The sequence below is a fragment of the Acinetobacter chinensis genome (assembly GCF_002165375.2).
In the GTDB taxonomy this organism is placed as follows: Bacteria; Pseudomonadota; Gammaproteobacteria; order Pseudomonadales; family Moraxellaceae; genus Acinetobacter; species Acinetobacter chinensis.
The window spans coordinates 1,847,696-1,872,396 of the sequence record NZ_CP032134.1 but is presented as its reverse complement, the minus strand read 5'-3'; the positions used below and the strand labels follow the sequence as shown (position 1 = coordinate 1,872,396).

Below are 24,701 nucleotides of genomic sequence, written 5' to 3'. Positions count from 1 at the left end.
ATTATTCCTTATATGCTTTCTTTCGCCAGGTTGTCGATATCAGTCTTTACTGCCGTAAACTGAGCAGCATCAATTTGCGTCAGAGCATCAATCCCCAGATGTTCACAGACAGTTTTTGTATCAAGCCCACGTTCATCAATAAACGCCTGAAGCTCATCACGCTGAGCATCTGTGATAGCGTTAAACTCAGGTGGATTCATCCACTTTGATGACTCTTTGTTGTATTTGCAGTTAAGTTCCTGAGCCTTGAGCAACATCAGCTGTCGCATTGATTCTGCGTACATGTGCTTGGATTCAACGAGCAGCTGAAGTGATTCAGTCAGCTGATTCAGATCACCGGCATGCTCTGCTTCACTGCAGCTTTGTTTCCAGTTCTCAAGTTCTTCAGATGCTTTGATCTGAGCAAGTTGTGCAGGTGTCAGTGTGTTGATGTGCTGTTTGGCAGATGCAATCAACTCAGCAAGAAATGCAGGATGTTCCTTAAGATCCGGTACCCACACTTCACCCGCTTCGCCACCCAGTGCGCCAGAGTTTTTCGCATGATGCGTTGGTGAAGGTTTGAAGCTGATCACACGGGCATTCTTACCTTCGCCGGTTGTGACTGTGGTCATATAGCCCATGATGTCAGCAATACGGTATAGCTCGTTACGGTTTTTACCACCGAGATCAGGTCTGTAAATCACCTGATCCCCATTCTGATCTTCAGAAGCATGGGCAATGAAAACGACATCTTTGCCCAGGCTGAGCAGGGTGTTCACATATTGCTTGAATGTCTGATTTGCAAGACCCTGAGCTTTAAGCTTCAGAGCCCCGTCTTTTTGCCGGTTGTTTGCTGTTAAGAGTAAATGGGTTTTAATGCTTTCAAGCATCGCACCCACAGTATCAATAACGATGGTATTGAATGGAGCAAGATCCTGAGGAGTAAGGTTCGCCACATCTGACCATTGCTGAACAGGTACAACAGCTCCGCGACGAAGCTCACCGGTACGATGAGCACCACGGTCAAAGTCAAAGGAAACAGCGTTATCACCAGTGAAACCAAGAGAAGTTTTACCAAGCCCTGGATCCGCATAGATGTAAGTGATAATTGCACTTACGTTCAAAGCCTGATCAGCTGTAATAATAGGAATAGCCATAATTAATCCCCTTAAGCGCTACGACGTGGATGATTGCGTTTCCAGTTTTTATATTCCGGTGTGGAAAAATGTCCGGCATCTTCAAGAATCTGATTGTATTCAGCATTGTTTTTGGCTGTGCGTGCTTTACTGATTGCCGCAATAATCCAGTCCTGGATTTTTGATTTATCTACGAGTTTCAAGGAACCATTTTGCTCGAGATAAAGATCAAACCCCTTCAGCTGCTGAGGAAAAGAGTCATTATCAGTACGCTTCAAAACGTAATAAAAAGTACTTCTTTTCCCAACCCGATAGCGCTCATTCCGATCACCATCGAGTCCTGCAAATGCCGCAAGATAGTTTGATTCACGGTTCTTTTTGTCTCGGTCAAAGAAATTATCCATACCAGGTGTAAAGCGAAATTCAAGAAAACCACTGTAGATATCAGAAATAGATATCTGTGCAGAGCTGCTGATTTCAGTCCACTCATTGCAGCCGACTTCAGAGAAGTCGATTTTTATACCTTTCCCCAATGCCTCAAATACCATTGCAGGAGAGATGGTTTGTTTTACGTTAATCATCAGACAGTCTCCAAAAGTTTGAACTGCAGCATGTGAGCAACGAGCAGTTGATTGATTGCACGATTGTCATTGAAGTCTGTGAAATCAGGGATTTTGTAGCCTGATTCATCGGTGACGTTGTCTATAGCGAGGTTTGTGATTTCGGCATTGGTGAACTCACTTCCAGGTGCTCCAAACGAGTCATCAATGCGTTCAAAGTCAAAGCTGACATCAAGTGTGAAGCCATCTAAACGGACTACCGCTGTGCCTGATTCATCATTGAGATGCATAGCAGCAACAGTGGTAACAGCAGGTTGTACATCTGGAACAACAGCAGCAGGGCGACTGTATTCAGGTGGGTAAGCAAATGCGATTGCACCTGCTGTGAATATCGCGGCAGTGGCTGCCACCGCAATAAAGTTGATTGGTTTTGAATTTACGTTCATAATTGATCTCGCAAGTTTGCAAAGCCCTGTGTCCGTCGAAAGTAACAGGGCTTTTTTGTGGGTACGAGATTTATAGTAAACACTATGTTTACATCAGTCAACATAAATAATAAACAAATGTGTATTTTGTTGTTTTCAGCACAATAAACAGAAATAAAAAAAGGCCGCTAAAAGCGACCCTTTAAAAACAAAATGTTTATGGTAGTGGGTTTTGAACGTTAAATGCATAAGCAACAACGCAAAAATCTTGATCCATTATATCTTCAGCTGTCAGGATTTCTTCTGGATACTCATCTTTATTCGCACTAACAATGCGCACGCCGCCTTTAGGCATACGGTACAAGTATTTAAACTTAAAAAGACCACCATGATTAATAGCGTAAATCTTCCCATCGACTATGCTTGTGCGCCCAACATCTACGTAAACAGTTGCCCCATTATTAATAACAGGGGTCATTGAATCGCCAAATGCGGTTAATGCATAAGCATTAGTGCTTTCCACCCCATACTGCCGCAGTGTCGACTTACTTAATCTTAGTTTTCGCGTCTCATTTCCAATGATTTCAACAAGCGAACCAGAACCACATGAAACAAGGACTTCCTTATAGAAAGGGATCTCAACTTCATCATTATCAATAGGCGTATTTTCATCCCATTCAGTCACCTTACTGACATTGTTGTTATGTTTTTCACCAATGCCAGAAAGTATCCAGTTAGCAGAAACACCAAAACTGGCTGCCGCCTTAAGTGCCCCCGATTTAGATACACCGCGTTTCTTCCAATTTGTAATTGTTTGCGGAGACTCATCTATTGCTTTAGCGGTTTCTTCTTGTGTTAATCCGCTTGCCTCAAGCAACCGCACTACAGACGCGTGCGGCGCAATTTCAGGTTTCATCTCAGTGCCCATTAAATCAGTAAACATTAGATCTTAATTATCCATAAAGTAAACATTTTGTGTTAAACAAATGAATTGACACTAATAAACATTGTGTTTAATATTGGTTAAACAAATGTTTAATGAGGCTTATATGTCAATCAAAGCTGATAAAGAAACCCTTTTAAAGCTTGGCGGCTCAACCAAAGTGGCTGAGCTACTTGGCTACAAAGATAAGCAAAGAGTCCAGAACTGGATGACACGTGGAATACCAGCAAAAGTAAAACTCCAATATCCACACTTGTTTTTGAATCCAAATATTCAGAATGAAAGTGCTGCTTAAGGATAACCATGAGCAAATTATCAATTGAACTACCTGCAAGCGCTATCAATAACGCTTCATTGATTTTGAAGGCTGTTAATTCTAGCAACCAAAGCAAGGTTGCTGAGCAGTTAGGGGTGGATGCAAGTACGCTTTCACGCATGAAAAATGACAAGAGATCCAATAACTTGACGGATATTGAGCTTTTAAGCGGATTGTTGAGCGCTGTTGGATTAAAGGTGGTGAATGCAAATGACGTCTATTGTTCGCCTGAAGTTGCAGAGGCAACACGAGTGTTTCTTAGTAATTCTTTTAGCTCGCCTGACTATATGCGGATCTTATTTAAATAAAAAAAGCCTGATCTCTTACATCAGGCTTTCGGTAATTCAACACTTTGAGGGAATTGAATATGGAATCAAATGTAGCACAACAAAAAAGTAAAGACAATCAACAGGATTTTATTGCCGGTGATGTTGTTGTTTTCACAGATCCACATAAACCGGATGTCTTAATGACTGTACATAAAGTGCAGGGCGATGGTGTGCTGTTGGATGGCAATAGAAACTTTGCACTTAGCCATTTGATACGCACTGCATCTGCTATGGAGTTGAATGCTAAACGTCGCTTAACCAAAGCTGAACAGGCTTTAGCGGAGGTGTCATGAACAGTCATTTTCAAAAACAGGCTGATCATCGTCAGCAGGCACAGATCCAGTCTTTCTATGAGCCGACACTAAGGTTGCTCAGAGAGGTTTATGAACGCAAAAAGAGCAATCTTCGAAGCAAAGGCTATGACGAAAAGAATGCCGCCGTGACAAAGGTTGAGCTGTCTCAAAAAATGGCATCCCGCTTCAGAATCACAATCTGGCTGGCAGAGCAGGTAATCACCAGTCTGATTAGGGCTGACAGGGTTATTTCATTTGGTGGGTATTTGAAGCCTAAGGTTGGTGAGGTATGAGTAAGTTTGTTCCAAATTCATTCCAGGTACCCAATGCTTTTGTAGACGAAGTGCTTGGGAAAATATCTGATGCGGCATGCAAGCTGTATCTTGTGATCTGCCGCAAGACCCGTGGCTGGAACAAAGAGATGGATTCCATCTCCTTAACTCAGTTTGAAGAGATAACAGGCAAGTCCAGACCGACAGTAATCAAGTGTCTTCGTGAACTCGTAAAGGTGGGGCTAGTGGTTGAGCTTCAAAGCACATTTCACGGTAACACCTATAAACTTGGTGAAGAAACGAGCATTGGACTGGTGCTGAAGTTCCCTGGTAAAGAATTTTTACTAGCTAAAAAACAGGCAAATGATGGTAAAAAATCTTTACCCCTGCTGGTTAAAAATTTTAACTACACCAGTAAAAATATTTTACCTCTGCTAGTAAAAATTTTTTACACACAAAGTATCACTATCAAAAACAACTCTACAAAGAATAAAAAAATAAATAAAAAAAGTCAGAGTGTTTCTGAAAATCCAAAAGTTGAATCTGGAAATTCTTATGATCCGGCTCAGGCAGAATTACCTGAAAACGTAAATCGTGATTTGTGGACTCAGTTTGTTGGGATGCGCAACAGCAATAAAAAACCAATTTCTGAAAACGCCGTGAAATTGATTCTGAAAAAACTGGAGTCATTTGGAGTACTGGCAAATCAGTCCCTGGAAAACTCAATCATTGGGAATTATCAGGGAGTATTTCAGCCCAAGCCTGAATTTACACAGACTCCTGTCCAGCCATCAGGTCATTCTGAATCTGGTTATTTTGCAAACATGTTCAATGGCCATCAGCCGGACGATGTGATTGATGTCACTCCGGATGGTTATCAGATGGGGGTGTATCAGCCATGAATCAGTTAAACCAGGGAGACATCAAGTTTCTGATTGCAACTCTGCGCACGCTGTATGCATCGCAGTTCAATAAAAACTTCCCGTTTGATGGACCTAATGCTGTGCCATTGACCATGGTTGAACAGATTGTTGCCAACTCGCTGACGGGGGTATCAAAACAGCAGTTTGACCGTGGAATTGTTTTACTCAGCACGACAGGTAAAAAATTCATGCCGAGCTTTGCTGAGTTCAAGGAGCTGTGCGTAGGTCAGGACTGGTGGAACAGTCAGAAAGCTTGGGTCAAAGCCTGTGAATACACCCGGATCATGAAGCACGAACCAGTGCAGATTTCTGAGGACGTTTTTCAGTACCAGGAAATTACTACGATTGCAAAATTTGCATTGGACCAGGTCATGCTTTTGATCACTGATGGCGAAATGCACGAAGCAAAGCGTCAGTTTGTTCGTCTCTATGATGAGTATCTTGCTGAGGCGCAACTGAAGGGACGGGTGCAGCAATGGTACCAGGAGCCACAGCAACTGACCTGGAACAATGAAAAAAAAGAGCATGTACCTGTTGTCAGAGAAGAAGCACAGCGTGCACTGGAAGCACTGAAGCAAAAGCTGAATGTTAATAATCGGCAGATTCATAAACCTCAAAAACTGAAAGCCAAAGCAAAGCAGCCTGAAATTGACACGTACTGGCCGGATCCGTTTGATGACAAAGCTGCATACCTGAATGCATGTGACCTAGATGGGGTGGTAGTACCAATCGGGATCCGCAGACAGATGGAGAGTGGGGTATGAAGATCACACGAATAGATGCCGCAAACCTCATCCAGGGTCATACGGGTGGAGCAATGGCTAAGGCTTATGCAGCAGTTGAAAAAGCCTTGATCAGTGAGGCTCTGATTATGTGCAGAGGTAATCAATCTGAAGCTGCTCTGGTTTTAGGTATTTCAAGATCAACGATTCGGAAAAGAATTAATGAAATACAGGGGGCAAACTGATGGTTAAGCATGAAAAAGAATTTAAAGATGAGGTTTACGCATTTATCAAAGAACAGGGTGTAGATCGAATAAAAAACTCTGTAGAGCAGTTTGAGGGTGATCCGAACTTTACGTTCAAGACTTTTGACCCGTGTGCAGATTGTTGTTTTGACATCGGGTTGTATGCAGGTAAAGAAAAAGCCTGGCTTGATGTTTGCGTTTATGACTTAAAGCAAATTGTAGAGAGTCACAAACTGTTGGAGGACTTTTTTAATTTGTCATCTGTTGGTGTTGAAAAGTGCTTACAAAGTGCAAAAGCTCAGATACAGGAGTACGAGACCAATAGTGTTGAAAAGCTCAACGAGCGGTTTGCAGCTGGGTATTCATGCACAGTAGAGCGAATGAGGCAAGCAATCGATGATGTAGAGGCATGTAATTGAAGTCAATCTCGATAGCTGACTACAAAGCAAATTATCTGAAACCACGACGTGTGAAGCGCTGTGTATCGGTGAAAAAAATTAAAGCAGTGAGTGAGGGGGAAGCGGTTCTATCTCAGCACCTTAAAGCGCACAAAATTGAATATGTGCAGGAGTTCCGATTTAACCCGGAGCGCAAATGGCGGGCTGACTTTCACCTGGTGGATACAAAGATACTGATCGAAGTTGAGGGTGGGGTTTGGAGCAATGGGAGGCATACACGAGGTAAAGGATATATAGCAGACATGGAGAAATATAACTCAGCTGCATTGTTGGGTTATTCAGTGTATCGATACAGCACTGAGCAGGTGAAAAGCGGTAAGGCGATTGAAGAAATCAGACGGTTGATGGAGTGATGGTATGAATGCGGCGGCAAAAATTAAAGAAATGGATTGGTCAAAATTTACAATTGATGGTTGGCTGGAACAGTTTGGGGCATGGTGCGAGACCGTTCGCATGAAAGGCGGTGACCTGCCAGATGGTCTTCATGTAAATCAAATCTATTGGAAGATTATGGAGGCTGATACAACTCCTCGCAATTTCAAGTCTTTTATTACTTGTGAGATATCTGATGCAGAAGCAGATCATGTACATGCCTTACTACGAAGTATTTTAAAAAGCGATAGTGTTGATTACACGACTAAGTTTGCACTTTTGTGCTTGATAAAGAATAAAGTTGAAAATAAAGGGCTGAGTAGAGTTGCGAATGAGACCAATCAGTCAAAGGCTCAGGCGGCAATTATGGTAAGTTGTGCTAAATTTTACTTAGCTGGTCATGATAAACGATTGCGACAAGGATAAAATATGTTGGATTATAGAGTTACTTTATGTAAAGGGGTGGAATTTAAACACATTGAGAAGGTTATATCTCAATGCTTTCCTGACCTGCCTGAAAAAGTTATAATTTTAAGGTCAACTATTTCAAAAAGATTGTGCTTGACGCTAAGAGAAAATAGGAATTCAAATAAAGAAGATGCAAAAAATTTGATCAAACAATTTGTTTTAATTATTATGCTTAAAAATTATGTTGAACGTCATAATATCGAATTGACTGTCTAGACGCATTGTGGCATATTTCTGTTATAGTGACCGAAGTGTATGTAAAGCACTAAAGTTAATTTAAAGCTCGCCAAATGGTGGGCTTTTTTTAATGCTTAAAATGCTATAATGAAAATAAAACAAAGGCAGTTGGTGCTATGTCAGAATCTCATAATTATATTTATACTCAATTCAGTACATTTGGCTCACTACCTACACACAAGGTTTATTTAATAAACGCAGATGGGAAAGCTAAATTTATATTCGCTGACAATACATTCATGTATGGGAATATTTCGGATTGGGCATTAAGTCATTCAGCTCTTGATTCAAGAAAATCACTATGGTCAGAAGAACCAGAGTCTTTTTTGAAGAGTGAAAAAATCAGATTACGGAAATACAGAGACTTACATCCAACTTTTGTGACAGAATCCAACAGTGGTCATATTTAGATAATTTTTGATGTACAGTTTACCGTAGGTCTTAATATTTGATAATTATTTGCTATGTATGAATTTTAAGCGTATAACGATTACTCGTTGATGCGGGATGGAGCAGTCTGGTAGCTCGTCGGGCTCATAACCCGAAGGTCGTTGGTTCAAATCCAGCTCCCGCTACCAACCAAAAAATTTAAAGTTTATATACTCACTCCAAAGTGGGTATTTTTTTGTCTATTGGATTGATAATTGTGAACCTTGTATGGCGAGCCAGATTTAATACAGTACATGCCGTAAAAATTGTTTAAGCTGAAAATTAATAGAAAAAGAGGGTTAGATAATGAAATACATTATATGTTCAGCACTGGTTTTGACAGGTTGCATGAGTAATCAACCACAGCCATTTAGAGAAACGCCTGAGTGTATGAATTATCGTGGGATGATGACAGCCCCAATGCCACCGGATGCAATGGAACGACTAAAACAGCAGTGTGTAGAATCTCGAAATAACCAGGCGTAATCACAAATTTTAATTCTGATGTATTCACATCTTATACCCCACCACTAAGTGGGTTTTTTGATTAATAAGTGCTCAAATCTCAAATACTTAAACCAAAAAAATTTATCGAGATATTTTAAAAATTAATGTAAATTGTTATTGACAAATATTAGTAAAATTAAAGTCATATATTTTTGAATTGCTCTTATATTTGACTAAGTGTTCAAGTATTTAAAGTATCGTCTTTATTTCTGGGGTATCGAGTAATTAATGAATTTAAATTTATACCGATTGATATAATAAATTATATGAGTATCAGTTATGATTTTATCCTGAAAACAAAATACATTTTAATATAATGATATATAATGTGATGAAAATCTCATAATTTATGAGTTATGATACCTGTGTTATCCAGTGTACAGGATTGGATAACTTTACCTTTTGCCCGTATCATCATGCCGATACGGGTTTTTTTTTGAAACCTCTTTAGGTAAATTTTTTTTTCAATAAGTAATATTCTTTTGTGTTTGGTGTGATGGTTGATCGCTTAAAGTGTGATATTTATCAAAAAAAATTAAATAAATGTGACAAATTACCTTTTTTATTTGTTATACTAGCTCTGTTGCCTGTAACGCAACATAACCTTAGCCTATATTGCAAGTATAGGTTTTACTCCATTATTAATAGTATTTATTAATGGTAGTTTACCTCCTTTTTAAAGGAGGTTTTTTTATTATAGGTTGTCCAGTGAAAGATCCGTTTGCTAAGCAAACGGATCTTTTGATAATGATCTTAATTTAGATATAGCTATAGCTAAACCCAATAATAATAGAGCTTCAATGTATAGAAAAAAATGATCACCAGAAATTAAAAAAATCCATAAACATACAAGAATCAGTGTAATTACAAAAAGAGTTAAAACGAGATAAATAGCGAATTCCATAATTTTATTAGTGTTAATATTGCTTAATTATTCGCAATAATTGCAAAAATATTGAATTGCATCAAGTTATATGTGACTCTTTTTATGAATTAACTGTAATTACCTATTGTTTACGTCGGGTTTGAGTGGCAAAAAGTCTTAGTACTGTGATTGGATTATTAGACTTCATGGTTGAAATGTTTATTGATGAACTTGTAGACAAATATTGTTGTTTTTGATAATTTGATCATGTTATTTAATTATTACAAATAACAATACCTAAACTTATATCAGCGCAAGAATATAAGAGGGTAAACCCCATTGGAAACAGTGGGGTTTTTTTGTGGTTGAAAATTATGAACGCAGACGACTATTTCAGTAAAACCCAAAAGCGCCCACCTAAAGCTAAATCACGTGCCAAGTCTCTACCTAAGGCTAAGGAAGCATACCTGGAAGCTGAAAAAACTCTGTTTCAGGAATTAGAAGAAAACTTGATTGGGTATCGAAGAAAATTTCAATTTGAATCAACAAAGAACTGGCGGTTTGATTTCTATATTGTGCGTTTGAAACTGCTCATTGAAATAGCAGGCAGTCCTTGGGCTGTTGGGCGTGGTGGGAGAAAGATAGCGAATGCATTTAATAAATATAATTTAGCTGAGGAAATGGGTTTTAGGCATGAACGTCTCGAGCCGCATCAAATTGAGTCAGGCTATGCCCTTAAGTGGATTCAACGTCAGTTAGAGAGTTTAGAAGATGGAACAGATCAGACCTTTTCCACCAACAGACTTGATTGATCAAGCTGAGGAAGTTGAAGCAATTCTGCTTGCACCCGCCGTGGAGTTAAAAGACTGGGTGATTGCTAACTGGCTGACTATTGGTGGCCAGCTCCATAACCCTGATCATGACCATATTGCAGAGCTACTTCACGACGATGAAACCTTTTTAGCATTCGCTTGGGCATCAAGTGCTGCCGTGTCTAAGAAACGCATGGTACTTGGGCAGTGTGAAAAGGTGATGTTCAACCAAGGTGGATGGAAAAAGGCTCGGCAAGAGCAGCAAATGCGTGAATGGTTTGGCTGTGTGCCTGTATATCTCATTACGATTGATGCTGCATTCTGTGAACAAGCCACTGACAGAGATTTCTGCCGGTTGATTGAACACGAGCTGTATCACATCGGTGTAGAGCGTGATGCTGATGGTGAGATCATTTATAGCGATGTAACTGGCTTACCTAAGCATTACTTGGCTGGACATGATGTTGAAGTGTTCTTTGGTGAAATACGTCAACACGGAATTGATAGCTCAGTACAGCGTTTATTGGAAATCGCCAAGAATGCTCCATTTGTTTCGGAGACAAACATTGCAGCGTGTTGTGGTAACTGTGTGATGAATTGAGCCTAAGGGCTCTTTTTTTTGGCTATCTTGTACGACGTAGCACGACAAAGGTGAGTTTATGGCAGCACTTAAAGAGCCTGTAAAAATCTTTATAGTTCAGTCTCTTGCTTGCTTTGAAACACCTCAACAAGTTGCTGATTCAGTAGAAGAAACCTATAAGATTAAAATCGATAGAAAGCAATGCCATAGTTATGACCCGACAAAGTATGCAGGGCGAAATCTAAGCAAAAAGTTAAAAGACCTTTTTTACGAGACGCGGAAGAAGTTTCAAGAAAATATCTTGGATATACCAATCGCTAATAAGGCATTTCGACTTAAAGAGCTTCAGATGATGTATGAGGATTCAGGACGAAATAAACGAGCAAAGCAAAATTTACTGAAACAGGCATTTCAGGAAACAGATGGGCGTGTCACTAAGCAAGAAATCACAGGTAAAGATGGTAAGCCAATAGAGACTGTAAGTTCTGATGTTTCAACTGAAAGCTATCTTGCAGCAAGGGAACAGGTTTTAAATGATTACTGACCCAACGCGTGAGCTTGCAATTCAAATTGAGGCTCAGGAAGATCTGTATTTCTTTTCACGCTATATGTTTAAAGAGCGCCGGAAATACAAGTGGATGCACAATTGGCATCATCGTGTCATTTGCGATGCGTTAATGAAGGTGTTTCGTGGAAAGACCAGGCGACTGATTATTAATGTACCCCCACGCTACTCCAAAACGGAACTCGCAGTCATTAATTTCATGGCATGGTGCTTTGGGAGAATGCCTGATTGTGAGTTTATTCACATCAGCTACTCAGCCACTTTGGCAGCCAATAATGCATTTCAGACGAGAAATTTGGTTCAGGAAACAGCATATAAGCGCGTATTTCCTGATTTTCAGCTACGTGACGACAGTAAGGCAAAGGATGACTGGCGCACAGTTGCTGGTGGAGTCTGCTACTCACAAGGGACCGGTGGTACGATTACCGGTTTTGGTGCTGGTAAGATCCGTAAGGAATTTGGTGGCGCAATCATAATTGATGACCCGCACAAAGCAAGTGAAGCAAGCTCAGATACAATTCGTGGCAACGTGATTGAATGGTTCCAAAATACATTGGAGTCCCGAACAAACTCACCAGATACACCAATCATTGTGATCATGCAGCGTTTGCATGAAGAAGATTTGGCAGGATGGCTGCTTGATGGTGGCAATGGGGAGGAGTGGGAGCATCTTTGCCTGCCGGCTATTCAGGAAGATGGAACAGCGTTGTGGCCTGAAAAGCATTCAATTGAACGCTTAAAAGTCATGGAGGATGCAGCGCCTTATGTGTTTTCAGGGCAGTACCGTCAATTACCATCACCGCCAGCAGGTGGTTTTTTTAAGCCTGACAGAATTGAAATTGTGGATGCGCTGCCTGCTGAGTTCATAAAGGAAGTGCGTGCATGGGATCTTGCAGCTTCAGAGAATGAGGGAGATTGGACTGCGGGACCACGGATGCTGAAAACCAAAGATAACATTATCTACATCGTTGATATGGTTCGTGGTCAGTGGGGTCCAGATGGTGTTGAGAACACAATCAAGCAAACAGCTCAGATGGATGGCAAATCAGTAATGATCCGGCTACCACAAGACCCTGGTCAGGCGGGGAAATCTCAAGCGAAAAACTTCATAACCATGTTATCTGGTTTCAGGGTTAAAGCAGAAACTGTATCTGGTGACAAAATCACCAGGGCGCAACCTTTTGCTGCTCAGGTGAATATTGGGAATGTGAAGATGTTACGAGGCATCTGGAATAAGCCATTGATTGAAGAAATGCGGCATTTTCCAAATGGTAAACATGATGACCAAGTGGATGGGTGTAGCGATGGATTTAATGAGTTGAACGAGGCGCCACAAGTTACCCACATTGATATACCAATTCTTGGATTCTGATATGAGCATTACAACAAAACATGCCGACTATGAAAAACACATTTCAACCTGGAATAAGCTGGATGATGTTTGTGAAGGTCAGGAAGTCATCAAGGCAAAACGGGAAACCTACCTGGCGAAACCCTCACTGTTTACTTCAAAGAATGATCCTCATGGAAAACTGCGTTATGGCGAATATCTTTTGCGGGCAATCTTCCCGGGTGTGACCAGTCGAACCATGGCAAGCCATATCGGTCTGGCATTTGGTAAGACACCAGTTTTTCAGCGCCCTGATGATCTTGAGTATCTAGAGCGAAATGCTGATGGTTCAGGGCGTTCAATCTATCAGTGTGCACAAAGAGCGACACGATTGATCAGCCGGAATTACCGTTGTGGTTTGTATGTGGACTTCCCAAATATAGGTCCAAGCAAGAACAAGCAGGAAGAGAAGAACACCGGTGCTTTTCCGATGATTCACATCATACCTGCTGCCAATATTGAAGACTGGGATCACATTATTGTAGGCAATCAGAAAAAGCTGAGCTTCGTTAAATTGTTTGAAACAGTAATGGTCAGGAAAGAATTCAGTGTAGAAAAGCAGGAGCAATACAGAATCCTTACACTTGAGCCCACCGATTCTGGTTTTGTCTACACAGTTGAAGTTCAGACGAAAAATGACAAAGGGGAATGGGCTTCGAGCAGGAAGTTCACGCCGACTGATTACAACGGAAATCCATGGGATTACATACCGTTCACCTTTTGCGGTGCAATTGATAACTCGGATGAAATTGGAACTGCACCGCTTTATGAGCTGGCAACGATGGAGCTTTCATACTACACAAGTACTGCAGATGTGGAAGAGTCAGCATTTATTGTGGGGCAACCTACCTTATGCTTTCCAAACATTACTCCTGAGCAGTACGCCATGGTGAAAGAATCAGGAGCGAGTGTTGGTAGTCGTTCCGGCTTTCCTACAGACGCAAAAATGGTACAAGCTGAAAAAAATGGCCTTGCCTATGAGCGTATGCAGGACAAGTGGAATCAGATGAAGGAACTTGGTGCACGCCTGATCGAGGTCGGATCAGCCAATAAAACAGCGACGCAGGCAGATAACGACAGTTCTATTCAGCATTCGGTATTGTCGCTTGTGGTTGCCAATGTTTCTGAAGCATTTACCAATGCACTGCGGTGGTGTGCCAAATTTGCCACTGCAAATCATGACCTCAAATTCAATGAACTGAGTTTCACTATCGCACAGGATTTCAATAAGCCTAAGTATGACCCGGTACGCTCTAAATTGATTTATGAAGCTTGCTTGGCTGGTGAGTTGCCAATGTATGTTTGGTATCACTATGAGCAGACCGGAACATTCCCGGAAGATAAGTGGGAAGACATCATAAAGAAAATCGAGAAGCGGGATGATGGTGGCATGGACACAGAGGATGATTGAGAATGAATACATCGGCGCAGAAAGCCCTGGTTGATGCGCTGAGTCAGCATTCTGCATATCTCTACCGTGCGTCATCACAAGCAGTAAACGAACTGACAGCTCAATTTAACAAGCTATCGGTACGGCAACTTAATCGGCTTTCGGAACTTCTGAATGAATTGAGCGACTCAGAGCGAAACGCACTTAAAAGCCTGAACTTTTCAAGCAAAGCGAAAGTCAGCAAAAATATTGAAGAAATTAAGGCCATCCTGAATGAATGGTTCAAATCAATTGATGCTGATCTATTCGAGCAGTTCGACAAGTCAGCATTGCATTTAGCGGTCTATGAAGCGTCATATTCTGCGAAGTTGATTGCTGGTGCCGCTGCGATAGTAAATGCCGAGAAGAATTATAAAGCCGCAAAGAAAGCACCATTTGCCGGCGGTCAGTTGGTCGATTATCTGTTTACTGATATTGCTTCAAATCTTCGCAAGAAAGTGGAATACGTCATTCGTGATGGGGTTTCGCAGGGTCAGACGAATCAGCAGATTATTCAGCGGATCAGAGGTAAAAAATCCCTGGATTATAAGGATGGTTTACTGCAGAAGACAGAAACTGAAATTGAACGTCAGGTCAGGACAGTAAGAAGCCATATCAGCAATGCGACTTATATTGATACGTATAAAGCTCTCGGATATGAGTATGTGAAAGTAGTGGCCACACTGGATGGGCGTACATGTAAGTACTGCGCTTCAGTTGATGGGGAAGTATTTCACATTGATGATCCTGCACGACCACGCTTCCCCGTTCACCCAAATAACCGGACGACTTACGTTGGCTGTGATAAGGATGGAAATGTCGCAGGCTTGCGCCCATTTGTAATGGATGAGCGTAAGGTTAAGGATATTCCTAAGGAGGAACGGAAACACCTCATTGGCCAGCTGGATGCCAATACATCCTTTAAGGAGTTCTTTGAACAGTCCGATGAGTTCTTTCAGCGCACCTGGCTAGGTAAATCGAAGTATGAGCTTTATAAGAAGGGTGAATACAGTATTGATAAGTTTGCTGATCCACTGAATAAACGTGGTTATACATTGGCTGAGATGAGAGCTTTGGATAAAAAGACTTTTGAGGCGGTGGGACTCTGATTTTTATGATAAATTAGCTTCATACAAAATTATTCTAAAATTTTTTTATGGAAAATTTGATAAAAGCAATTCTAGATATTTTCAGAACACATAATATCCTTCTTTATGTAGTCTGTATCGTTTCAGGCGTGCTTTCTTATAATGTATTTGGTTTGGCTGAGTTAACAGGGTTTGTAAATATTAAGGGTGAGTACAGGAATTACGTTGGTCTAGTTTTTCTTGTTTGTGTAATCACAGTTTTAGTACTTTGCATTAAATCTATAGTTTCTTATTTTCGACACTCAATTACTGATATCAAAAATAGGAAGGAAAAAGGAAGGTTAATCGAGCAAAAGCTTATAAATCTCACAAACCCCGAGAAAGCTGTATTGTTTCAGTATTTTATACAAAATTCAGAAACAATATGGTTACCCTTGAGTGGTCAGGAGGTTGTAGAACTTTGTAATTCACATATTTTAACACTTGCAAGCAGCTCATCTAGACCGACAATTGCAGGTCAAGCAGTGATGTTGAAGCTATCTCAGCTTTTAAAGCAAAGGCTTGCGAACTTATATCCTGAAATATACTCAAACAATTATGATCAAAATGTAGTGAATGATTTAGTCCTAAAATTTACGCCAAATAGCGTTCATGAAGTAAATAAAAATAGAAAAATTTTTAATTATTAAATGGTTAAGTTATTTTAAGTTAAACACCAGTATCTGAAATGGTCTATTTTTAGGCGAGTAGAAAATGGTTAAAGAGCCAAAACAAATAGGGTTAGAGCGGACTGTATGGCTTTTTGAGCATGAGGTTTTACAGAAATTCGAAAAAACCAATCTCGAAGATCATCACAAAGTTCTTGAGTTCAATCAATTTTCTATGGAATACGAAATTAAAACTAAATTCAATAATGGTCGAGCTGATGCAATTGTAATGCGTAATACTGCAAATCATTGGTTTAAAATATGGTTTTCAGCGTTTGCTGCTTGTACAGCAGATCACAACATATTTAAAGCCAAATAACCAAATTCAACTTAAGCACCCAACAGGGTGCTTTTTTTATGCCTGCTGAAAGTGGAAACAGACAGCGTAACGAGCGGATGCTCAATTTAGAAATAGGGTCGGATGACTTATGAAACTTAAAACAACTCAGATTGATGGCAAAACGTATGCAGAAGTGAGTGAACAGGGCTTGCCACTGTATATCCATGATGACGGTAAAGAAGTTGCTCATGACGCAGCACAAACCGTAGCGACAATTTCACGCCTGAATGGTGAAGCAAAAACCAACCGTGAACGTTATGAAAAAGCTGAAACATCTCTTAAATCCTTTGAAGGTATTGAGGATCCAGTGGCAGCTAAAAAAGCCATGGAAACGCTGAAAAACTTTGACGATAAAAAGCTGGTGGATGCTGGTGAGGTGGAAAAAGTCAAAGCTGAAGCAATTAAAGCGGTTGAAGAAAAATATGCGCCAATTATTCAGGAACGTGATGCATATCAGGCGCAACTGCATAACGAGCTGATTGGCGGTGGCTTCGCTCGTTCTAAGTACATTCAAGACAACATTGCTGTACCCGTAGACATGGTCCAAGCCCAATTCGGCAGCCGTTTCAAAATCGAAGAAGGCAAGGTCGTGGCATACGGCACAGATGGTCAAAAGATCTTCTCCCGTGCACGTCCGGGTGAAGTTGCGGACTTTGACGAAGCCTTAGAGTCCCTGGTTGGTGGATACCAGCATAAAGATTCGATTCTTAAAGGTAATCGTTCAAATGGTGGTGGGTTCCATGGAGGTGGAAATAACAACTCAGGGTTAAAGCGCAGTGAAATGAGTGCCGATGCCAAAGCAGATTACATCCGTCAGCACGGTCAGGAATCATATTTAAAACTTTCAAAATAAGGAGTCGAAATGACGACTACAGTTAACAGTGACATGATTATCTACAATCAACTGGCTCAAACAGCGTATCTTGAACGCTTACAAGATAACTTGAATGTATTTAATCAGGCGTCTAATGGTGCAATCCGCTATGTGAATGAAATCATTCAGGGGGATTTTAAGCAGGATTCATTTTATCGCGTTGGTGGCAGTATTGAACATCGTGATGTGAACTCCACGGCAAAGGTACCTTCAAAAAAAATCGGAGCAGGTGAGGCGGTTGGCGTAAAGGTTCCGTTTAAGTACGGTCCATATGCATCTACCGAAGAGGCATTTAAACGCCGTGCCCGATCTCCTGCAGAGTTTGCTGAAATTGTGGGCTATGACCTTGCGGATGCTTTGGTCGCAGGACGGTTGCAATATGGTTTAACAGCCCTGAAAGCTGCGATTACCAGTAATCCTGACATGATTGCCAAAGGCAGTATTGCCGTCGATGGTCGCAAAGCTCTGACTCGCGGTATGCGTAAATTTGGCGATAAGTTTGGCCGCATTTCACTTTGGGTTATGAATTCTGATACTTATTTCGACATTGTTGATGAAGCACTGACAAACCAGGTGTATGGCGAGTCCGAACTTGTTATTTACGGTGGGCTGCCAGGCACGCTGGGTAAACCGGTACTTGTGACAGATATTGTGGGTGATAATGATGCATTTGGTCTGCAGGCGGGTGCATTAACGGTTACGGAATCTCAGGCACCCGGATTCCGGGCCTATGACATCAACGATGAAGAAAACCTTGCGATGGCTATGCGTGCAGAAGGTACTTTTAATCTTGATGTGCTTGGCTATTCATGGGATTCATCCAAAGGTGCAAATCCAACACTGGCATTACTCGGTGCAGATGCAAACTGGGTTAAACATGCAACCAGCAACAAAATGACAGCGGGTACATTACTTGATCTGTCAGGTACACCATAACAGGAGGGCATCAGCCCTCTTTCTTTTGGGAGAAAAAATTGAAAATTATCTATGCGAAAAATAGCTCAGGTATTAATGAGCAAGGCTCGTTTCAGAACCCTGCTTACTATGAAAAGCCTGATCCAGGTGCCAGGTCTGTGGTGGTTTATGGTGATTATCCACAAATTAAAGCCGACTATGAAAAGCTCGGTATTGAAGTGGAAGTGCGTGATTTACCTGAAGCCAAGCCACTAACAATTGATCTTAAGGTTGGTATTTCACCTGAACTGCAGGTCATTATTGATGAGGCTAAAGCTGAATGTGAAAAGGTTACTGCTGAAAACACCATCCTGGCAGAACAGCTTGCTACAGCACAGGGTGAACTGATCGCATTTAAAAATGACATCCCGGCAATGCAGGCGCGCATTGATGAACTGCAGCCGGCAGCTAAAAAGCCAACCGCTGCAGAAGTGAAAGCCGCTAAGACTGCAGAAGAAGCCGCCAAAGCAGACCAAACAAAGGAATAACCCATGAGCTTTATTACCCAGGAACAGGCTGAGCAGATTCTGGGGGCAGACTTTGCACCAGCTGGTGATAAAGCTCGCCTCATTAAATTAACCAATACGTGGATGAAGAACGAAGTTGGTCTAGTGCCAGACCCTGTTGATCCAGTTCTGATTGATGCTGCATGTGAAATTATCAAAGGCATTATTGCAGGAGTAATTTATTCCGGTATTGCCCGCCAGACCACCAGTGAAAGCGTAAAGGCTGATACGGTACAGGTCACTGAAAGCTATGCCGAGGGCAGCGTTGAAATCTCTGAATTTGAGCAGATAGCACGGGCTTATATTGCCTCACTGGATTTAAAGCCCTGTGGATTTGGATTTGAGGTGTTCCGGGTATGATCAAAAATAAGATCCAGTCTAAAGTTGCTGCTGCATTCAGTAATAAGCTTGCCGATGCGGTAGATTCATTCACCTGCTCCAAAGAAATACGTTCCGGTGAGCTGGATTTTGAGACTCAGACTTATCCTGTGACAACTGTTGAAGCCTATAGCGGGCGGGGTGTGCTGTTTGGCTCGTATCTGAAAGATATGGTCAAACCAACTGATTACCAGGTGACTGACTCAAAAGCCACAGTACTGCAGAATGAAGTGACTCAGGTACCGCAGATTGGTGATGTCTGGGACTCCATTAAAGGAAGCTTTAGGGTGGTGAATATTGGTGCAGATCCAACGGGAAGCATCTGGGTTTGCCAGTTGCGGAAAGTTTAGTAATATCCCTCTAATATTTAAGGGGGGATTTATGGAAAAAAAAACGTTAGAAGAAAAAATAAAGTACGTTTGCTGGTGGGCATTCGGCTTAACATTACTCTATTTTCTAGTTGGTGCGTGGTTAATTAGTGATGGGACTAAGTTTGATCCAGCTAAAACATATAATTTACTTAAAGACACATTAACTCTTACAGCCGCTTTTCTTGCTCCTGTAGCAGCCTTTGTGCTCTTTAGTGATTGGAGGTATCAACATAATGCGGTTAAAAATGAGAGGATTAGCGAAGAGATTTTAAAGATATTCAAAGAAGACCTTGATTATTTTTACACATTAACGAAAGAAGACTTGAATACATCACAGAAATATAATGAATATCGAGTCAAATTTTACAGCCAAATAAATAACTTGGTAAATACAATCAATAATATTAGAGAGTTTAATGATGAGTGTAGAGAATTTAGTAAAAACTCCAAGCTAATCATAATTGATTTACACGATTTATGGGATAATTTAGCTCAGCAAGTTTTCACTTCAAGTCAATTTGAGCCCATAGCATTGAATGAGGATCCTTTATCAAAGAATAAACAAAAGATTTTAATTAAAATGTTGAGCGATAAAATGCTTGATAACCAAAAAATATATGAACAAATAAAGCAAAAAATTAAAAAGCTTAAACCATTAAAGGTTTAAGCTGGCAAAACTCACTTCGGTGGTTTTTTAATAGGTGAAATATGGGCTGGAAAAACAAACCGACTGACTTCTCCACTCAACTCCTTAAAGATGGTGATGATCATATCCGCAAAATTGCTGGTGAAATGCTTCAGGGCGTAATCATGGCGAGCCCTGTTATGGACGGTACATTTCGCTCAAACCACAGAGTCACAGTTGATACAACGACAAATGAGACAGTGGAGAGCACGGGTAACCGATCACCGACAGGCACAATGGATCAGACAGCTTTCAGCGATGGGGTCAGAGAAATCCTGAAAGCACGGATTGGCTCATGTGTATATATACAGAACAATTTGCCGTATGCGCTAAATCTTGAAAACGGTAAATCAGATCAGGCACCACAGGGTATCTATGCTCTGACATTTCACCATGTCTGTGAGAAATACAAATGATGACAAATACTCAGGCATTACGGGCAATCATGGCACGTATTGGCACTTTCCGAGGGATGTTAAAAGAACACATCCAGCTTGCAAACAATCCTTTGTCTGAAGGTAAACAGTTTGAACCACCTGAAAAGGAGTTATGGGCAAAAGTGACAGTGAGCAACGGTGGGAAGTTTATTTCAGGCATTGGAGAGAAACCCTGTACCAGAACGACTGGCATAGTGTTTATTCAATTGTTTGCACCATTAAATACAGGCACTGATAGCCTGTCTCAGCTTGCTGATAAATGGGTTGAGCATCTAGAGTTCTATAAAAAAGACGATCTTGAGATGCGTGAAGCGAGTGTGATTGATGCTGGACATTCCAGTGCCATTGGTGATCCATCCAGTATGAGTTACTACCAATACAATGTGAATGTGGCATATGTGGTGAATTAATCATAAACACCATTTGGACTGCCCAAGAGGCGGTTTCTTTTCCCCATAAAATTAGTATCTTATTCTGAATTATAAATTTGGATAAATATGAAGAGTTTTTTACTTTTTGTTGTAGCACTATTCTGTAATGTTTCTGCCTATTCAAATCATGATTATTCAGATCGACTGGAGATGCTAACTAATACCCTTAGCCAAGGAAGTTACACAAGTGATGATTACAATCCAATAGCTAAAAAATATGTCAAATCCCCTAATATTAACATTAGAAATGCCCCAATAAATGGGAAGATCGTAGGCAGCTTAAAACAAGGACAATCCGTTCTTGTATATGACAGAATTAGCTCATGGGAACGAATATCTAAAGAGAATCAACAACCCAAGTGGGTATCATCCAGTCTGCTTTGTTCTGGCGAGGGGTGTTATATTAATTCTAGTAAAAATTACATCAAATCCAATTTGAATAGTCCCAAAACTAAATCCACCACTTCAAGAACACACAAGAGCACAAGCAGCTCCTATGGTGGTTCATGCCCTTGTTCTTCAAGTAGCAATTGCTTTGGTCCAAGGGGTGGGAGATATTGTATAACCTCAGGCGGAAACAAGAGATATAGATAATGGAATTTACTAGAGGTAATGGTTTGAGTATGAAGAAAATATTTATTGGCTTGGTTGTAGTTTTTTTCCTGATTTGGCTTATCGCTTAAGTAGGTAAGGAAATTCATTCGCAGCGGTTTGTAATAGAGCTACACTCATAAGAGAAGAAAATTAATTTAGAGTTACACTTATAAGAGAGGAGCTGTATTCACATGACAACTCAATGTGTGCCTTAAAGCCTTCCATACAAATAGGAATAACTGAACCGTCGTAATTGACGGTTTTTTTATGCCTGAATTTTAGGAAGCATTGCCACATTTAATTGTGAACCTGGGCCGATACAGTGGTCTGGAAAAGCAAAAAGCCCATGACTGGAATCATGAGCTTTTTAAATCTCAACCCACCGACAAAAGTAAGAGGAGATACAACTTATGGAAAATCATACACCAAAATCTGAATTAAAGGTAGATGGAAAAATGAGCGAACAAGGCGCTGACAAAGTGGGCAATAAGCTTGCAAATGCTGTGATTATTTTTGTTGTTCTGATTGGTATGGCGGCACTGATTGCCGCATGCCGATGGTGGTAGCCAATCCACCGAATTACTGCACCGCCTAAAAGGCGGTTTTTTATTGCCTAAAATCAGGAGACAGCTATGTCAAAAGGCACTGATGTGGTGATCCACATTACGAAAGAAGAAACACCAAATACGCTTCCGGCTTTGCCTGAATGGCACACCCTTCGACGCAATTCGGACTCTTTAAAAAAGACAGTATCCCTGACACAGTCAGATGAAATTGTTAATTCACGATTTGAACAGGGCTCAATTGCTACTTCAGGTGAAGCGACCGGCAATATCGAATATGAACTCTCTGCACTCAGTCAGGATATGTTCCTGGAGGGGATGGCAGGGAATGTATTCACAGATTCGGGTACACCGGATGTTTCTACACTTGAAATTGGTGGTGATACGCTGGCAACATATACGATTGTTAAACATGACAAAAAAGTTGGTCTCATTCAGGTGTTCACTGGTTGCCGTATTGGGGAACTGACAATACAGGGTGACACAGAAGGCAAGATTACCGGCAGCGTATCAGTCAGCGCTACAGGCTATGCGACACCTGCTGTGACACCGGTGACCAATCCACAGGCAGCAACAACAACCCCGTTTATGTCATCTCTTAATCTGAACTCTTTCAAAATTAATGGTGAAACTACGGTCGGCAAAGCCTGTGCTGAGTCATTCACGATCACTGTAAACAATAACCTGACAGCTAAACCCTGCCTTGCGAGTGGTAGCCTTATTCCAAACCGCTACACGGAAGGTAATGTGACCATCACACTGAATGTGACGCTGGCACTTACTGCCACCTCAAAAGAATGGATTCCTTATGTCGAATCACGGGAAACCATGACTGCTGAAATTGGCATGGAAGATACAGCAGGAAATGCTTATGGATTCCACTTCACCAGACTTGAACTGGATAACGATGGTTTGTCAGATACCAATAAAAATGATGACCACACACTCGCTATGGAGTTCCGTCATGTGAAGGAAGCTCCAACCATCACACGTACTACAGCTTAATCACAGCCCCTCAGGGGGGGGCTTTTCAGGATCATTGAAATGGCACTTAAGGCAGAAATTCAAAAGAGTAAAAATGCATCGTTATGGAAAGAGTATAAAGACTCATCAGGTAATGTACTGGCTGAGTTTAAAATCCGTGGCGATTCATACAAACCCTATCGTGTAGCACTTGAGCGCGCACAGAATCAGGTGGCATCCAAAGGCTACAATGTCTCAACCGCAAGCACTGAGGATAAGTTGTATCACGAGTTGCTTCTTGAAGCTGCTGCATGCCATTTGATTGAAGACTGGAAAGGGGTTGTGTTCTCTGAAGATGGAAAGGAGACAGAACAGCCTTACACTCCTGAAAATGCTGTGAAGCTACTGAGCATGGGGGATGTTGGGATATCTGTATGGGCTTTTGTGAAAAAATGCGCAGAGCAGATCCAGGCTGATGCGGATCGGGTGCTGGTAGACACTCTGGGAAAGTCTCAGAGCTTTACCGATGGCATACCGGAGAAGGTGGGCTGACAGACTTTCAAAAAAAGATCAGAGAAAAGCTTGGGCGCAAACTTGATGACGCGCCTGAGTTCAGCTATACAGCCCACATCATTCTGAATGCATTCAATGTTATTTCCAGATCCCGTGCTTATGAGCAGGGAGTTGCATTACCCCTCGATGGGCGAAGCATAAGTGCTTACCTTGAATTGTATGAAACACCGTGTGAGCTGCATGTATTTGTTGAATGTGTTTTTGCTTTGGATAATTTGTTTTTGGATGGGGTGAGGAAGAAATCAGCATGAGTGGGTTTCTTTTGTTGATAAAAAATATCTATGAACCCACTCTTCGGAGTGGTTTTTAATACTTGAGTTTTGCAAAAAGATCCACAAGACCTGAGCAAAATTAAATTTATATAACAAAAATTAATTTTACGGTATATTGAGTAGCATTCAATGGGGCATCATAAAATCTTATAACCATTGAGTGCTGTTTTTTTTATTTATATTTATTTAATTTTTAAGGTGTTTTTTATGAATAAGCTCGAACTCAATATTCAGGATCAATTTGGTGAGCAATATGTGGTTGAGGCTACTTTAGATGATGTAATCACTAATGAAGCGAAAACGCATGATCGAATTAAACATATTTCAGTTGAAGGCGAGATAATTAGACCTAATTTTGAGATGCTTTTTGAAAGCAATGAAACTGGAAAAATTTATAAAATTCTAAAATCCTAAATCTAAACATAGCAAAGAGCCACCCTCGGGTGGTTTTTTATTTGGGTAGTTGTATATAACTAATATGCAACTCTACGAAGTATAAATTTTTCAATTCAAGATTTAACTTAAGCCGTGCATGACACGGTTTATTTTATTTAGCAAAGCAAAAAGCCCGTGACTCGCAATCATGGGCTTTTTTGTTTCCAATCCAATGCAGACTAAAGGATCAGAACATAGATGAATTTTAACCTGGATTTAAAGGTTGATAAAGCAATGAATAAGCTTTCTGAAAGTAAAACGTTAAGAGTTTGGAC

Annotated in this window: 35 protein-coding genes and 1 tRNA gene; 32 read left to right on the top strand and 4 right to left on the bottom strand. The window is 40.9% G+C overall.

Features of this window, described 5'->3' with window-relative positions; translation table 11 throughout:
• Positions 1-8: 8 nt before the first annotated feature.
• The 4 genes from CDG60_RS09835 to CDG60_RS09820 all read right to left on the bottom strand — a co-directional run bounded on the left by CDG60_RS09835 (position 9) and on the right by CDG60_RS09820 (position 3,016).
• Positions 9-1,136 carry an ATP-binding protein gene (locus CDG60_RS09835; protein ID WP_087514156.1) on the bottom strand — a complete coding sequence of 376 codons (1,128 nt, stop codon included), beginning with the start codon at positions 1,134-1,136 and terminating at the stop codon, positions 9-11.
• Between the two features lie 11 nt (positions 1,137-1,147).
• Positions 1,148-1,696, bottom strand: a complete 549-nt coding sequence (locus CDG60_RS09830; protein ID WP_087514155.1) for a hypothetical protein — start codon at positions 1,694-1,696, stop codon at positions 1,148-1,150.
• Positions 1,696-2,121: a hypothetical protein gene (locus CDG60_RS09825; RefSeq protein ID WP_087514154.1), complete on the bottom strand. Its 426-nt coding sequence runs from the start codon at positions 2,119-2,121 to the stop codon at positions 1,696-1,698. The genes CDG60_RS09830 and CDG60_RS09825 overlap by 1 nt, the downstream gene beginning before the upstream one ends.
• Before the next feature lie 196 nt (positions 2,122-2,317).
• Positions 2,318-3,016: a LexA family transcriptional regulator gene (locus CDG60_RS09820; protein WP_087514165.1), complete on the bottom strand. Its 699-nt coding sequence runs from the start codon at positions 3,014-3,016 to the stop codon at positions 2,318-2,320.
• Between the two features lie 133 nt (positions 3,017-3,149).
• Between CDG60_RS09820 and CDG60_RS09815 the strand changes: the two genes are divergently transcribed.
• The 32 genes from CDG60_RS09815 (at position 3,150) to CDG60_RS09645 (ending at position 24,405) form a co-directional block, all read left to right on the top strand.
• Positions 3,150-3,338 carry a hypothetical protein gene (locus CDG60_RS09815; RefSeq protein WP_087514164.1) on the top strand — a complete coding sequence of 63 codons (189 nt, stop codon included), beginning with the start codon at positions 3,150-3,152 and terminating at the stop codon, positions 3,336-3,338.
• An 8-nt stretch (positions 3,339-3,346) separates the two neighbouring features.
• The gene (locus tag CDG60_RS09810; RefSeq protein WP_087514153.1) at positions 3,347-3,667 is read left to right on the top strand and encodes a helix-turn-helix domain-containing protein; all 321 of its coding nucleotides are present in this window, start codon (positions 3,347-3,349) and stop codon (positions 3,665-3,667) included.
• A gap of 59 nt (positions 3,668-3,726) precedes the next feature.
• On the top strand, positions 3,727-3,981 hold the full coding sequence (locus tag CDG60_RS09805) for a hypothetical protein (RefSeq protein WP_087514152.1): 255 nt from the start codon (positions 3,727-3,729) through the stop codon (positions 3,979-3,981).
• Complete coding sequence (locus tag CDG60_RS09800; protein WP_087514151.1) at positions 3,978-4,274, top strand: hypothetical protein; 297 nt, start codon at positions 3,978-3,980, stop codon at positions 4,272-4,274. The genes CDG60_RS09805 and CDG60_RS09800 overlap by 4 nt, the downstream gene beginning before the upstream one ends.
• Positions 4,271-5,155 carry a phage replication initiator YdaU family protein gene (locus tag CDG60_RS09795; protein WP_118868749.1) on the top strand — a complete coding sequence of 295 codons (885 nt, stop codon included), beginning with the start codon at positions 4,271-4,273 and terminating at the stop codon, positions 5,153-5,155. The genes CDG60_RS09800 and CDG60_RS09795 overlap by 4 nt, the downstream gene beginning before the upstream one ends.
• Positions 5,152-5,940, top strand: a complete 789-nt coding sequence (locus CDG60_RS09790; RefSeq protein ID WP_087514150.1) for a hypothetical protein — start codon at positions 5,152-5,154, stop codon at positions 5,938-5,940. The genes CDG60_RS09795 and CDG60_RS09790 overlap by 4 nt, the downstream gene beginning before the upstream one ends.
• Positions 5,937-6,143, top strand: a complete 207-nt coding sequence (locus CDG60_RS09785) for a helix-turn-helix domain-containing protein (protein ID WP_087514149.1) — start codon at positions 5,937-5,939, stop codon at positions 6,141-6,143. Before CDG60_RS09790 ends, CDG60_RS09785 begins: the two co-directional genes overlap by 4 nt.
• Complete coding sequence (locus CDG60_RS09780; RefSeq protein ID WP_087514148.1) at positions 6,143-6,562, top strand: hypothetical protein; 420 nt, start codon at positions 6,143-6,145, stop codon at positions 6,560-6,562. Before CDG60_RS09785 ends, CDG60_RS09780 begins: the two co-directional genes overlap by 1 nt.
• A complete protein-coding gene (locus CDG60_RS09775; protein ID WP_087514147.1) occupies positions 6,559-6,954 on the top strand; it encodes a DUF559 domain-containing protein in 396 nt (131 codons plus the stop codon). The genes CDG60_RS09780 and CDG60_RS09775 overlap by 4 nt, the downstream gene beginning before the upstream one ends.
• A 4-nt stretch (positions 6,955-6,958) precedes the next feature.
• Complete coding sequence (locus tag CDG60_RS09770) at positions 6,959-7,399, top strand: hypothetical protein (protein WP_087514146.1); 441 nt, start codon at positions 6,959-6,961, stop codon at positions 7,397-7,399.
• A gap of 780 nt (positions 7,400-8,179) precedes the next feature.
• Positions 8,180-8,256: transfer RNA gene (locus tag CDG60_RS09755), tRNA-Met, on the top strand.
• A 157-nt stretch (positions 8,257-8,413) separates the two neighbouring features.
• Positions 8,414-8,593: a hypothetical protein gene (locus CDG60_RS09750; protein WP_087514143.1), complete on the top strand. Its 180-nt coding sequence runs from the start codon at positions 8,414-8,416 to the stop codon at positions 8,591-8,593.
• Positions 8,594-9,853: 1,260 nt separating this feature from the next.
• Positions 9,854-10,291, top strand: a complete 438-nt coding sequence (locus CDG60_RS09745; RefSeq protein ID WP_087514142.1) for a hypothetical protein — start codon at positions 9,854-9,856, stop codon at positions 10,289-10,291.
• Positions 10,251-10,892 (top strand): putative metallopeptidase, encoded by a 642-nt coding sequence (locus CDG60_RS09740; RefSeq protein WP_087514141.1) that lies wholly within the window; start codon positions 10,251-10,253, stop codon positions 10,890-10,892. The genes CDG60_RS09745 and CDG60_RS09740 overlap by 41 nt, the downstream gene beginning before the upstream one ends.
• 58 nt (positions 10,893-10,950) lie before the next feature.
• Positions 10,951-11,415 carry a DUF2280 domain-containing protein gene (locus CDG60_RS09735; protein ID WP_087514140.1) on the top strand — a complete coding sequence of 155 codons (465 nt, stop codon included), beginning with the start codon at positions 10,951-10,953 and terminating at the stop codon, positions 11,413-11,415.
• Positions 11,405-12,808, top strand: a complete 1,404-nt coding sequence (gene terL, locus CDG60_RS09730; RefSeq protein ID WP_087514139.1) for a phage terminase large subunit — start codon at positions 11,405-11,407, stop codon at positions 12,806-12,808. Before CDG60_RS09735 ends, terL begins: the two co-directional genes overlap by 11 nt.
• 1 nt (position 12,809) lies before the next feature.
• On the top strand, positions 12,810-14,237 hold the full coding sequence (locus tag CDG60_RS09725; RefSeq protein ID WP_087514138.1) for a DUF4055 domain-containing protein: 1,428 nt from the start codon (positions 12,810-12,812) through the stop codon (positions 14,235-14,237).
• A gap of 2 nt (positions 14,238-14,239) precedes the next feature.
• Positions 14,240-15,364 (top strand): minor capsid protein, encoded by a 1,125-nt coding sequence (locus tag CDG60_RS09720; protein ID WP_087514137.1) that lies wholly within the window; start codon positions 14,240-14,242, stop codon positions 15,362-15,364.
• A gap of 47 nt (positions 15,365-15,411) precedes the next feature.
• Positions 15,412-16,032: a super-infection exclusion protein B gene (locus tag CDG60_RS09715; RefSeq protein WP_087514136.1), complete on the top strand. Its 621-nt coding sequence runs from the start codon at positions 15,412-15,414 to the stop codon at positions 16,030-16,032.
• Between the two features lie 64 nt (positions 16,033-16,096).
• Positions 16,097-16,369: a hypothetical protein gene (locus CDG60_RS09710; RefSeq protein ID WP_087514135.1), complete on the top strand. Its 273-nt coding sequence runs from the start codon at positions 16,097-16,099 to the stop codon at positions 16,367-16,369.
• 109 nt (positions 16,370-16,478) lie between these two features.
• Positions 16,479-17,243, top strand: a complete 765-nt coding sequence (locus CDG60_RS09705) for a DUF6651 domain-containing protein (protein WP_087514134.1) — start codon at positions 16,479-16,481, stop codon at positions 17,241-17,243.
• A gap of 9 nt (positions 17,244-17,252) precedes the next feature.
• A complete protein-coding gene (locus tag CDG60_RS09700) occupies positions 17,253-18,200 on the top strand; it encodes a major capsid protein (protein ID WP_087514133.1) in 948 nt (315 codons plus the stop codon).
• Between the two features lie 38 nt (positions 18,201-18,238).
• Entirely contained in the window at positions 18,239-18,706 is a 468-nt protein-coding gene (locus CDG60_RS09695) for a hypothetical protein (protein ID WP_171405419.1), read from the top strand.
• Between the two features lie 3 nt (positions 18,707-18,709).
• Positions 18,710-19,084, top strand: a complete 375-nt coding sequence (locus CDG60_RS09690) for a hypothetical protein (protein ID WP_087514132.1) — start codon at positions 18,710-18,712, stop codon at positions 19,082-19,084.
• Positions 19,081-19,452: a glutamate 5-kinase gene (locus CDG60_RS09685; RefSeq protein WP_227542863.1), complete on the top strand. Its 372-nt coding sequence runs from the start codon at positions 19,081-19,083 to the stop codon at positions 19,450-19,452. The genes CDG60_RS09690 and CDG60_RS09685 overlap by 4 nt, the downstream gene beginning before the upstream one ends.
• A 31-nt stretch (positions 19,453-19,483) precedes the next feature.
• Complete coding sequence (locus CDG60_RS09680; RefSeq protein ID WP_087514131.1) at positions 19,484-20,140, top strand: hypothetical protein; 657 nt, start codon at positions 19,484-19,486, stop codon at positions 20,138-20,140.
• Positions 20,141-20,181: 41 nt separating this feature from the next.
• The gene (locus tag CDG60_RS09675; RefSeq protein WP_087514130.1) at positions 20,182-20,574 is read left to right on the top strand and encodes a hypothetical protein; all 393 of its coding nucleotides are present in this window, start codon (positions 20,182-20,184) and stop codon (positions 20,572-20,574) included.
• On the top strand, positions 20,571-21,005 hold the full coding sequence (locus CDG60_RS09670; RefSeq protein WP_087514129.1) for a phage tail terminator-like protein: 435 nt from the start codon (positions 20,571-20,573) through the stop codon (positions 21,003-21,005). Before CDG60_RS09675 ends, CDG60_RS09670 begins: the two co-directional genes overlap by 4 nt.
• A 1,025-nt stretch (positions 21,006-22,030) precedes the next feature.
• Positions 22,031-22,186, top strand: a complete 156-nt coding sequence (locus tag CDG60_RS18305) for a hypothetical protein (protein WP_171405448.1) — start codon at positions 22,031-22,033, stop codon at positions 22,184-22,186.
• 66 nt (positions 22,187-22,252) lie between these two features.
• A complete protein-coding gene (locus tag CDG60_RS09660; protein WP_087514128.1) occupies positions 22,253-23,188 on the top strand; it encodes a phage tail tube protein in 936 nt (311 codons plus the stop codon).
• Between the two features lie 39 nt (positions 23,189-23,227).
• Positions 23,228-23,698 carry a phage-derived protein YdaY family protein gene (locus CDG60_RS09655; RefSeq protein WP_087514127.1) on the top strand — a complete coding sequence of 157 codons (471 nt, stop codon included), beginning with the start codon at positions 23,228-23,230 and terminating at the stop codon, positions 23,696-23,698.
• A 500-nt stretch (positions 23,699-24,198) separates the two neighbouring features.
• On the top strand, positions 24,199-24,405 hold the full coding sequence (locus tag CDG60_RS09645; RefSeq protein WP_087514125.1) for a hypothetical protein: 207 nt from the start codon (positions 24,199-24,201) through the stop codon (positions 24,403-24,405).
• The last annotated feature ends 296 nt before the right edge of the window (positions 24,406-24,701 follow it).

Bases quoted from the DNA above. Each gene is read 5' to 3' on its own strand.
- CDG60_RS09835 (WP_087514156.1), bottom strand. From the start codon at position 1,136: ATGGCTATTCCTATTATTACAGCTGATCAGGCTTTGAACGTAAGTGCA.
- CDG60_RS09830 (WP_087514155.1), bottom strand. From the start codon at position 1,696: ATGATTAACGTAAAACAAACCATCTCTCCTGCAATGGTATTTGAGGCA.
- CDG60_RS09825 (WP_087514154.1), bottom strand. From the start codon at position 2,121: ATGAACGTAAATTCAAAACCAATCAACTTTATTGCGGTGGCAGCCACT.
- CDG60_RS09820 (WP_087514165.1), bottom strand. From the start codon at position 3,016: ATGAAACCTGAAATTGCGCCGCACGCGTCTGTAGTGCGGTTGCTTGAG.
- CDG60_RS09815 (WP_087514164.1), top strand. From the start codon at position 3,150: ATGTCAATCAAAGCTGATAAAGAAACCCTTTTAAAGCTTGGCGGCTCA.
- CDG60_RS09810 (WP_087514153.1), top strand. From the start codon at position 3,347: ATGAGCAAATTATCAATTGAACTACCTGCAAGCGCTATCAATAACGCT.
- CDG60_RS09805 (WP_087514152.1), top strand. From the start codon at position 3,727: ATGGAATCAAATGTAGCACAACAAAAAAGTAAAGACAATCAACAGGAT.
- CDG60_RS09800 (WP_087514151.1), top strand. From the start codon at position 3,978: ATGAACAGTCATTTTCAAAAACAGGCTGATCATCGTCAGCAGGCACAG.
- CDG60_RS09795 (WP_118868749.1), top strand. From the start codon at position 4,271: ATGAGTAAGTTTGTTCCAAATTCATTCCAGGTACCCAATGCTTTTGTA.
- CDG60_RS09790 (WP_087514150.1), top strand. From the start codon at position 5,152: ATGAATCAGTTAAACCAGGGAGACATCAAGTTTCTGATTGCAACTCTG.
- CDG60_RS09785 (WP_087514149.1), top strand. From the start codon at position 5,937: ATGAAGATCACACGAATAGATGCCGCAAACCTCATCCAGGGTCATACG.
- CDG60_RS09780 (WP_087514148.1), top strand. From the start codon at position 6,143: ATGGTTAAGCATGAAAAAGAATTTAAAGATGAGGTTTACGCATTTATC.
- CDG60_RS09770 (WP_087514146.1), top strand. From the start codon at position 6,959: ATGAATGCGGCGGCAAAAATTAAAGAAATGGATTGGTCAAAATTTACA.
- CDG60_RS09750 (WP_087514143.1), top strand. From the start codon at position 8,414: ATGAAATACATTATATGTTCAGCACTGGTTTTGACAGGTTGCATGAGT.
- CDG60_RS09745 (WP_087514142.1), top strand. From the start codon at position 9,854: ATGAACGCAGACGACTATTTCAGTAAAACCCAAAAGCGCCCACCTAAA.
- CDG60_RS09740 (WP_087514141.1), top strand. From the start codon at position 10,251: ATGGAACAGATCAGACCTTTTCCACCAACAGACTTGATTGATCAAGCT.
- CDG60_RS09735 (WP_087514140.1), top strand. From the start codon at position 10,951: ATGGCAGCACTTAAAGAGCCTGTAAAAATCTTTATAGTTCAGTCTCTT.
- terL (WP_087514139.1), top strand. From the start codon at position 11,405: ATGATTACTGACCCAACGCGTGAGCTTGCAATTCAAATTGAGGCTCAG.
- CDG60_RS09725 (WP_087514138.1), top strand. From the start codon at position 12,810: ATGAGCATTACAACAAAACATGCCGACTATGAAAAACACATTTCAACC.
- CDG60_RS09720 (WP_087514137.1), top strand. From the start codon at position 14,240: ATGAATACATCGGCGCAGAAAGCCCTGGTTGATGCGCTGAGTCAGCAT.
- CDG60_RS09715 (WP_087514136.1), top strand. From the start codon at position 15,412: ATGGAAAATTTGATAAAAGCAATTCTAGATATTTTCAGAACACATAAT.
- CDG60_RS09710 (WP_087514135.1), top strand. From the start codon at position 16,097: ATGGTTAAAGAGCCAAAACAAATAGGGTTAGAGCGGACTGTATGGCTT.
- CDG60_RS09705 (WP_087514134.1), top strand. From the start codon at position 16,479: ATGAAACTTAAAACAACTCAGATTGATGGCAAAACGTATGCAGAAGTG.
- CDG60_RS09700 (WP_087514133.1), top strand. From the start codon at position 17,253: ATGACGACTACAGTTAACAGTGACATGATTATCTACAATCAACTGGCT.
- CDG60_RS09690 (WP_087514132.1), top strand. From the start codon at position 18,710: ATGAGCTTTATTACCCAGGAACAGGCTGAGCAGATTCTGGGGGCAGAC.
- CDG60_RS09685 (WP_227542863.1), top strand. From the start codon at position 19,081: ATGATCAAAAATAAGATCCAGTCTAAAGTTGCTGCTGCATTCAGTAAT.
- CDG60_RS09680 (WP_087514131.1), top strand. From the start codon at position 19,484: ATGGAAAAAAAAACGTTAGAAGAAAAAATAAAGTACGTTTGCTGGTGG.
- CDG60_RS09675 (WP_087514130.1), top strand. From the start codon at position 20,182: ATGGGCTGGAAAAACAAACCGACTGACTTCTCCACTCAACTCCTTAAA.
- CDG60_RS09670 (WP_087514129.1), top strand. From the start codon at position 20,571: ATGATGACAAATACTCAGGCATTACGGGCAATCATGGCACGTATTGGC.
- CDG60_RS18305 (WP_171405448.1), top strand. From the start codon at position 22,031: ATGGAAAATCATACACCAAAATCTGAATTAAAGGTAGATGGAAAAATG.
- CDG60_RS09660 (WP_087514128.1), top strand. From the start codon at position 22,253: ATGTCAAAAGGCACTGATGTGGTGATCCACATTACGAAAGAAGAAACA.
- CDG60_RS09655 (WP_087514127.1), top strand. From the start codon at position 23,228: ATGGCACTTAAGGCAGAAATTCAAAAGAGTAAAAATGCATCGTTATGG.
- CDG60_RS09645 (WP_087514125.1), top strand. From the start codon at position 24,199: ATGAATAAGCTCGAACTCAATATTCAGGATCAATTTGGTGAGCAATAT.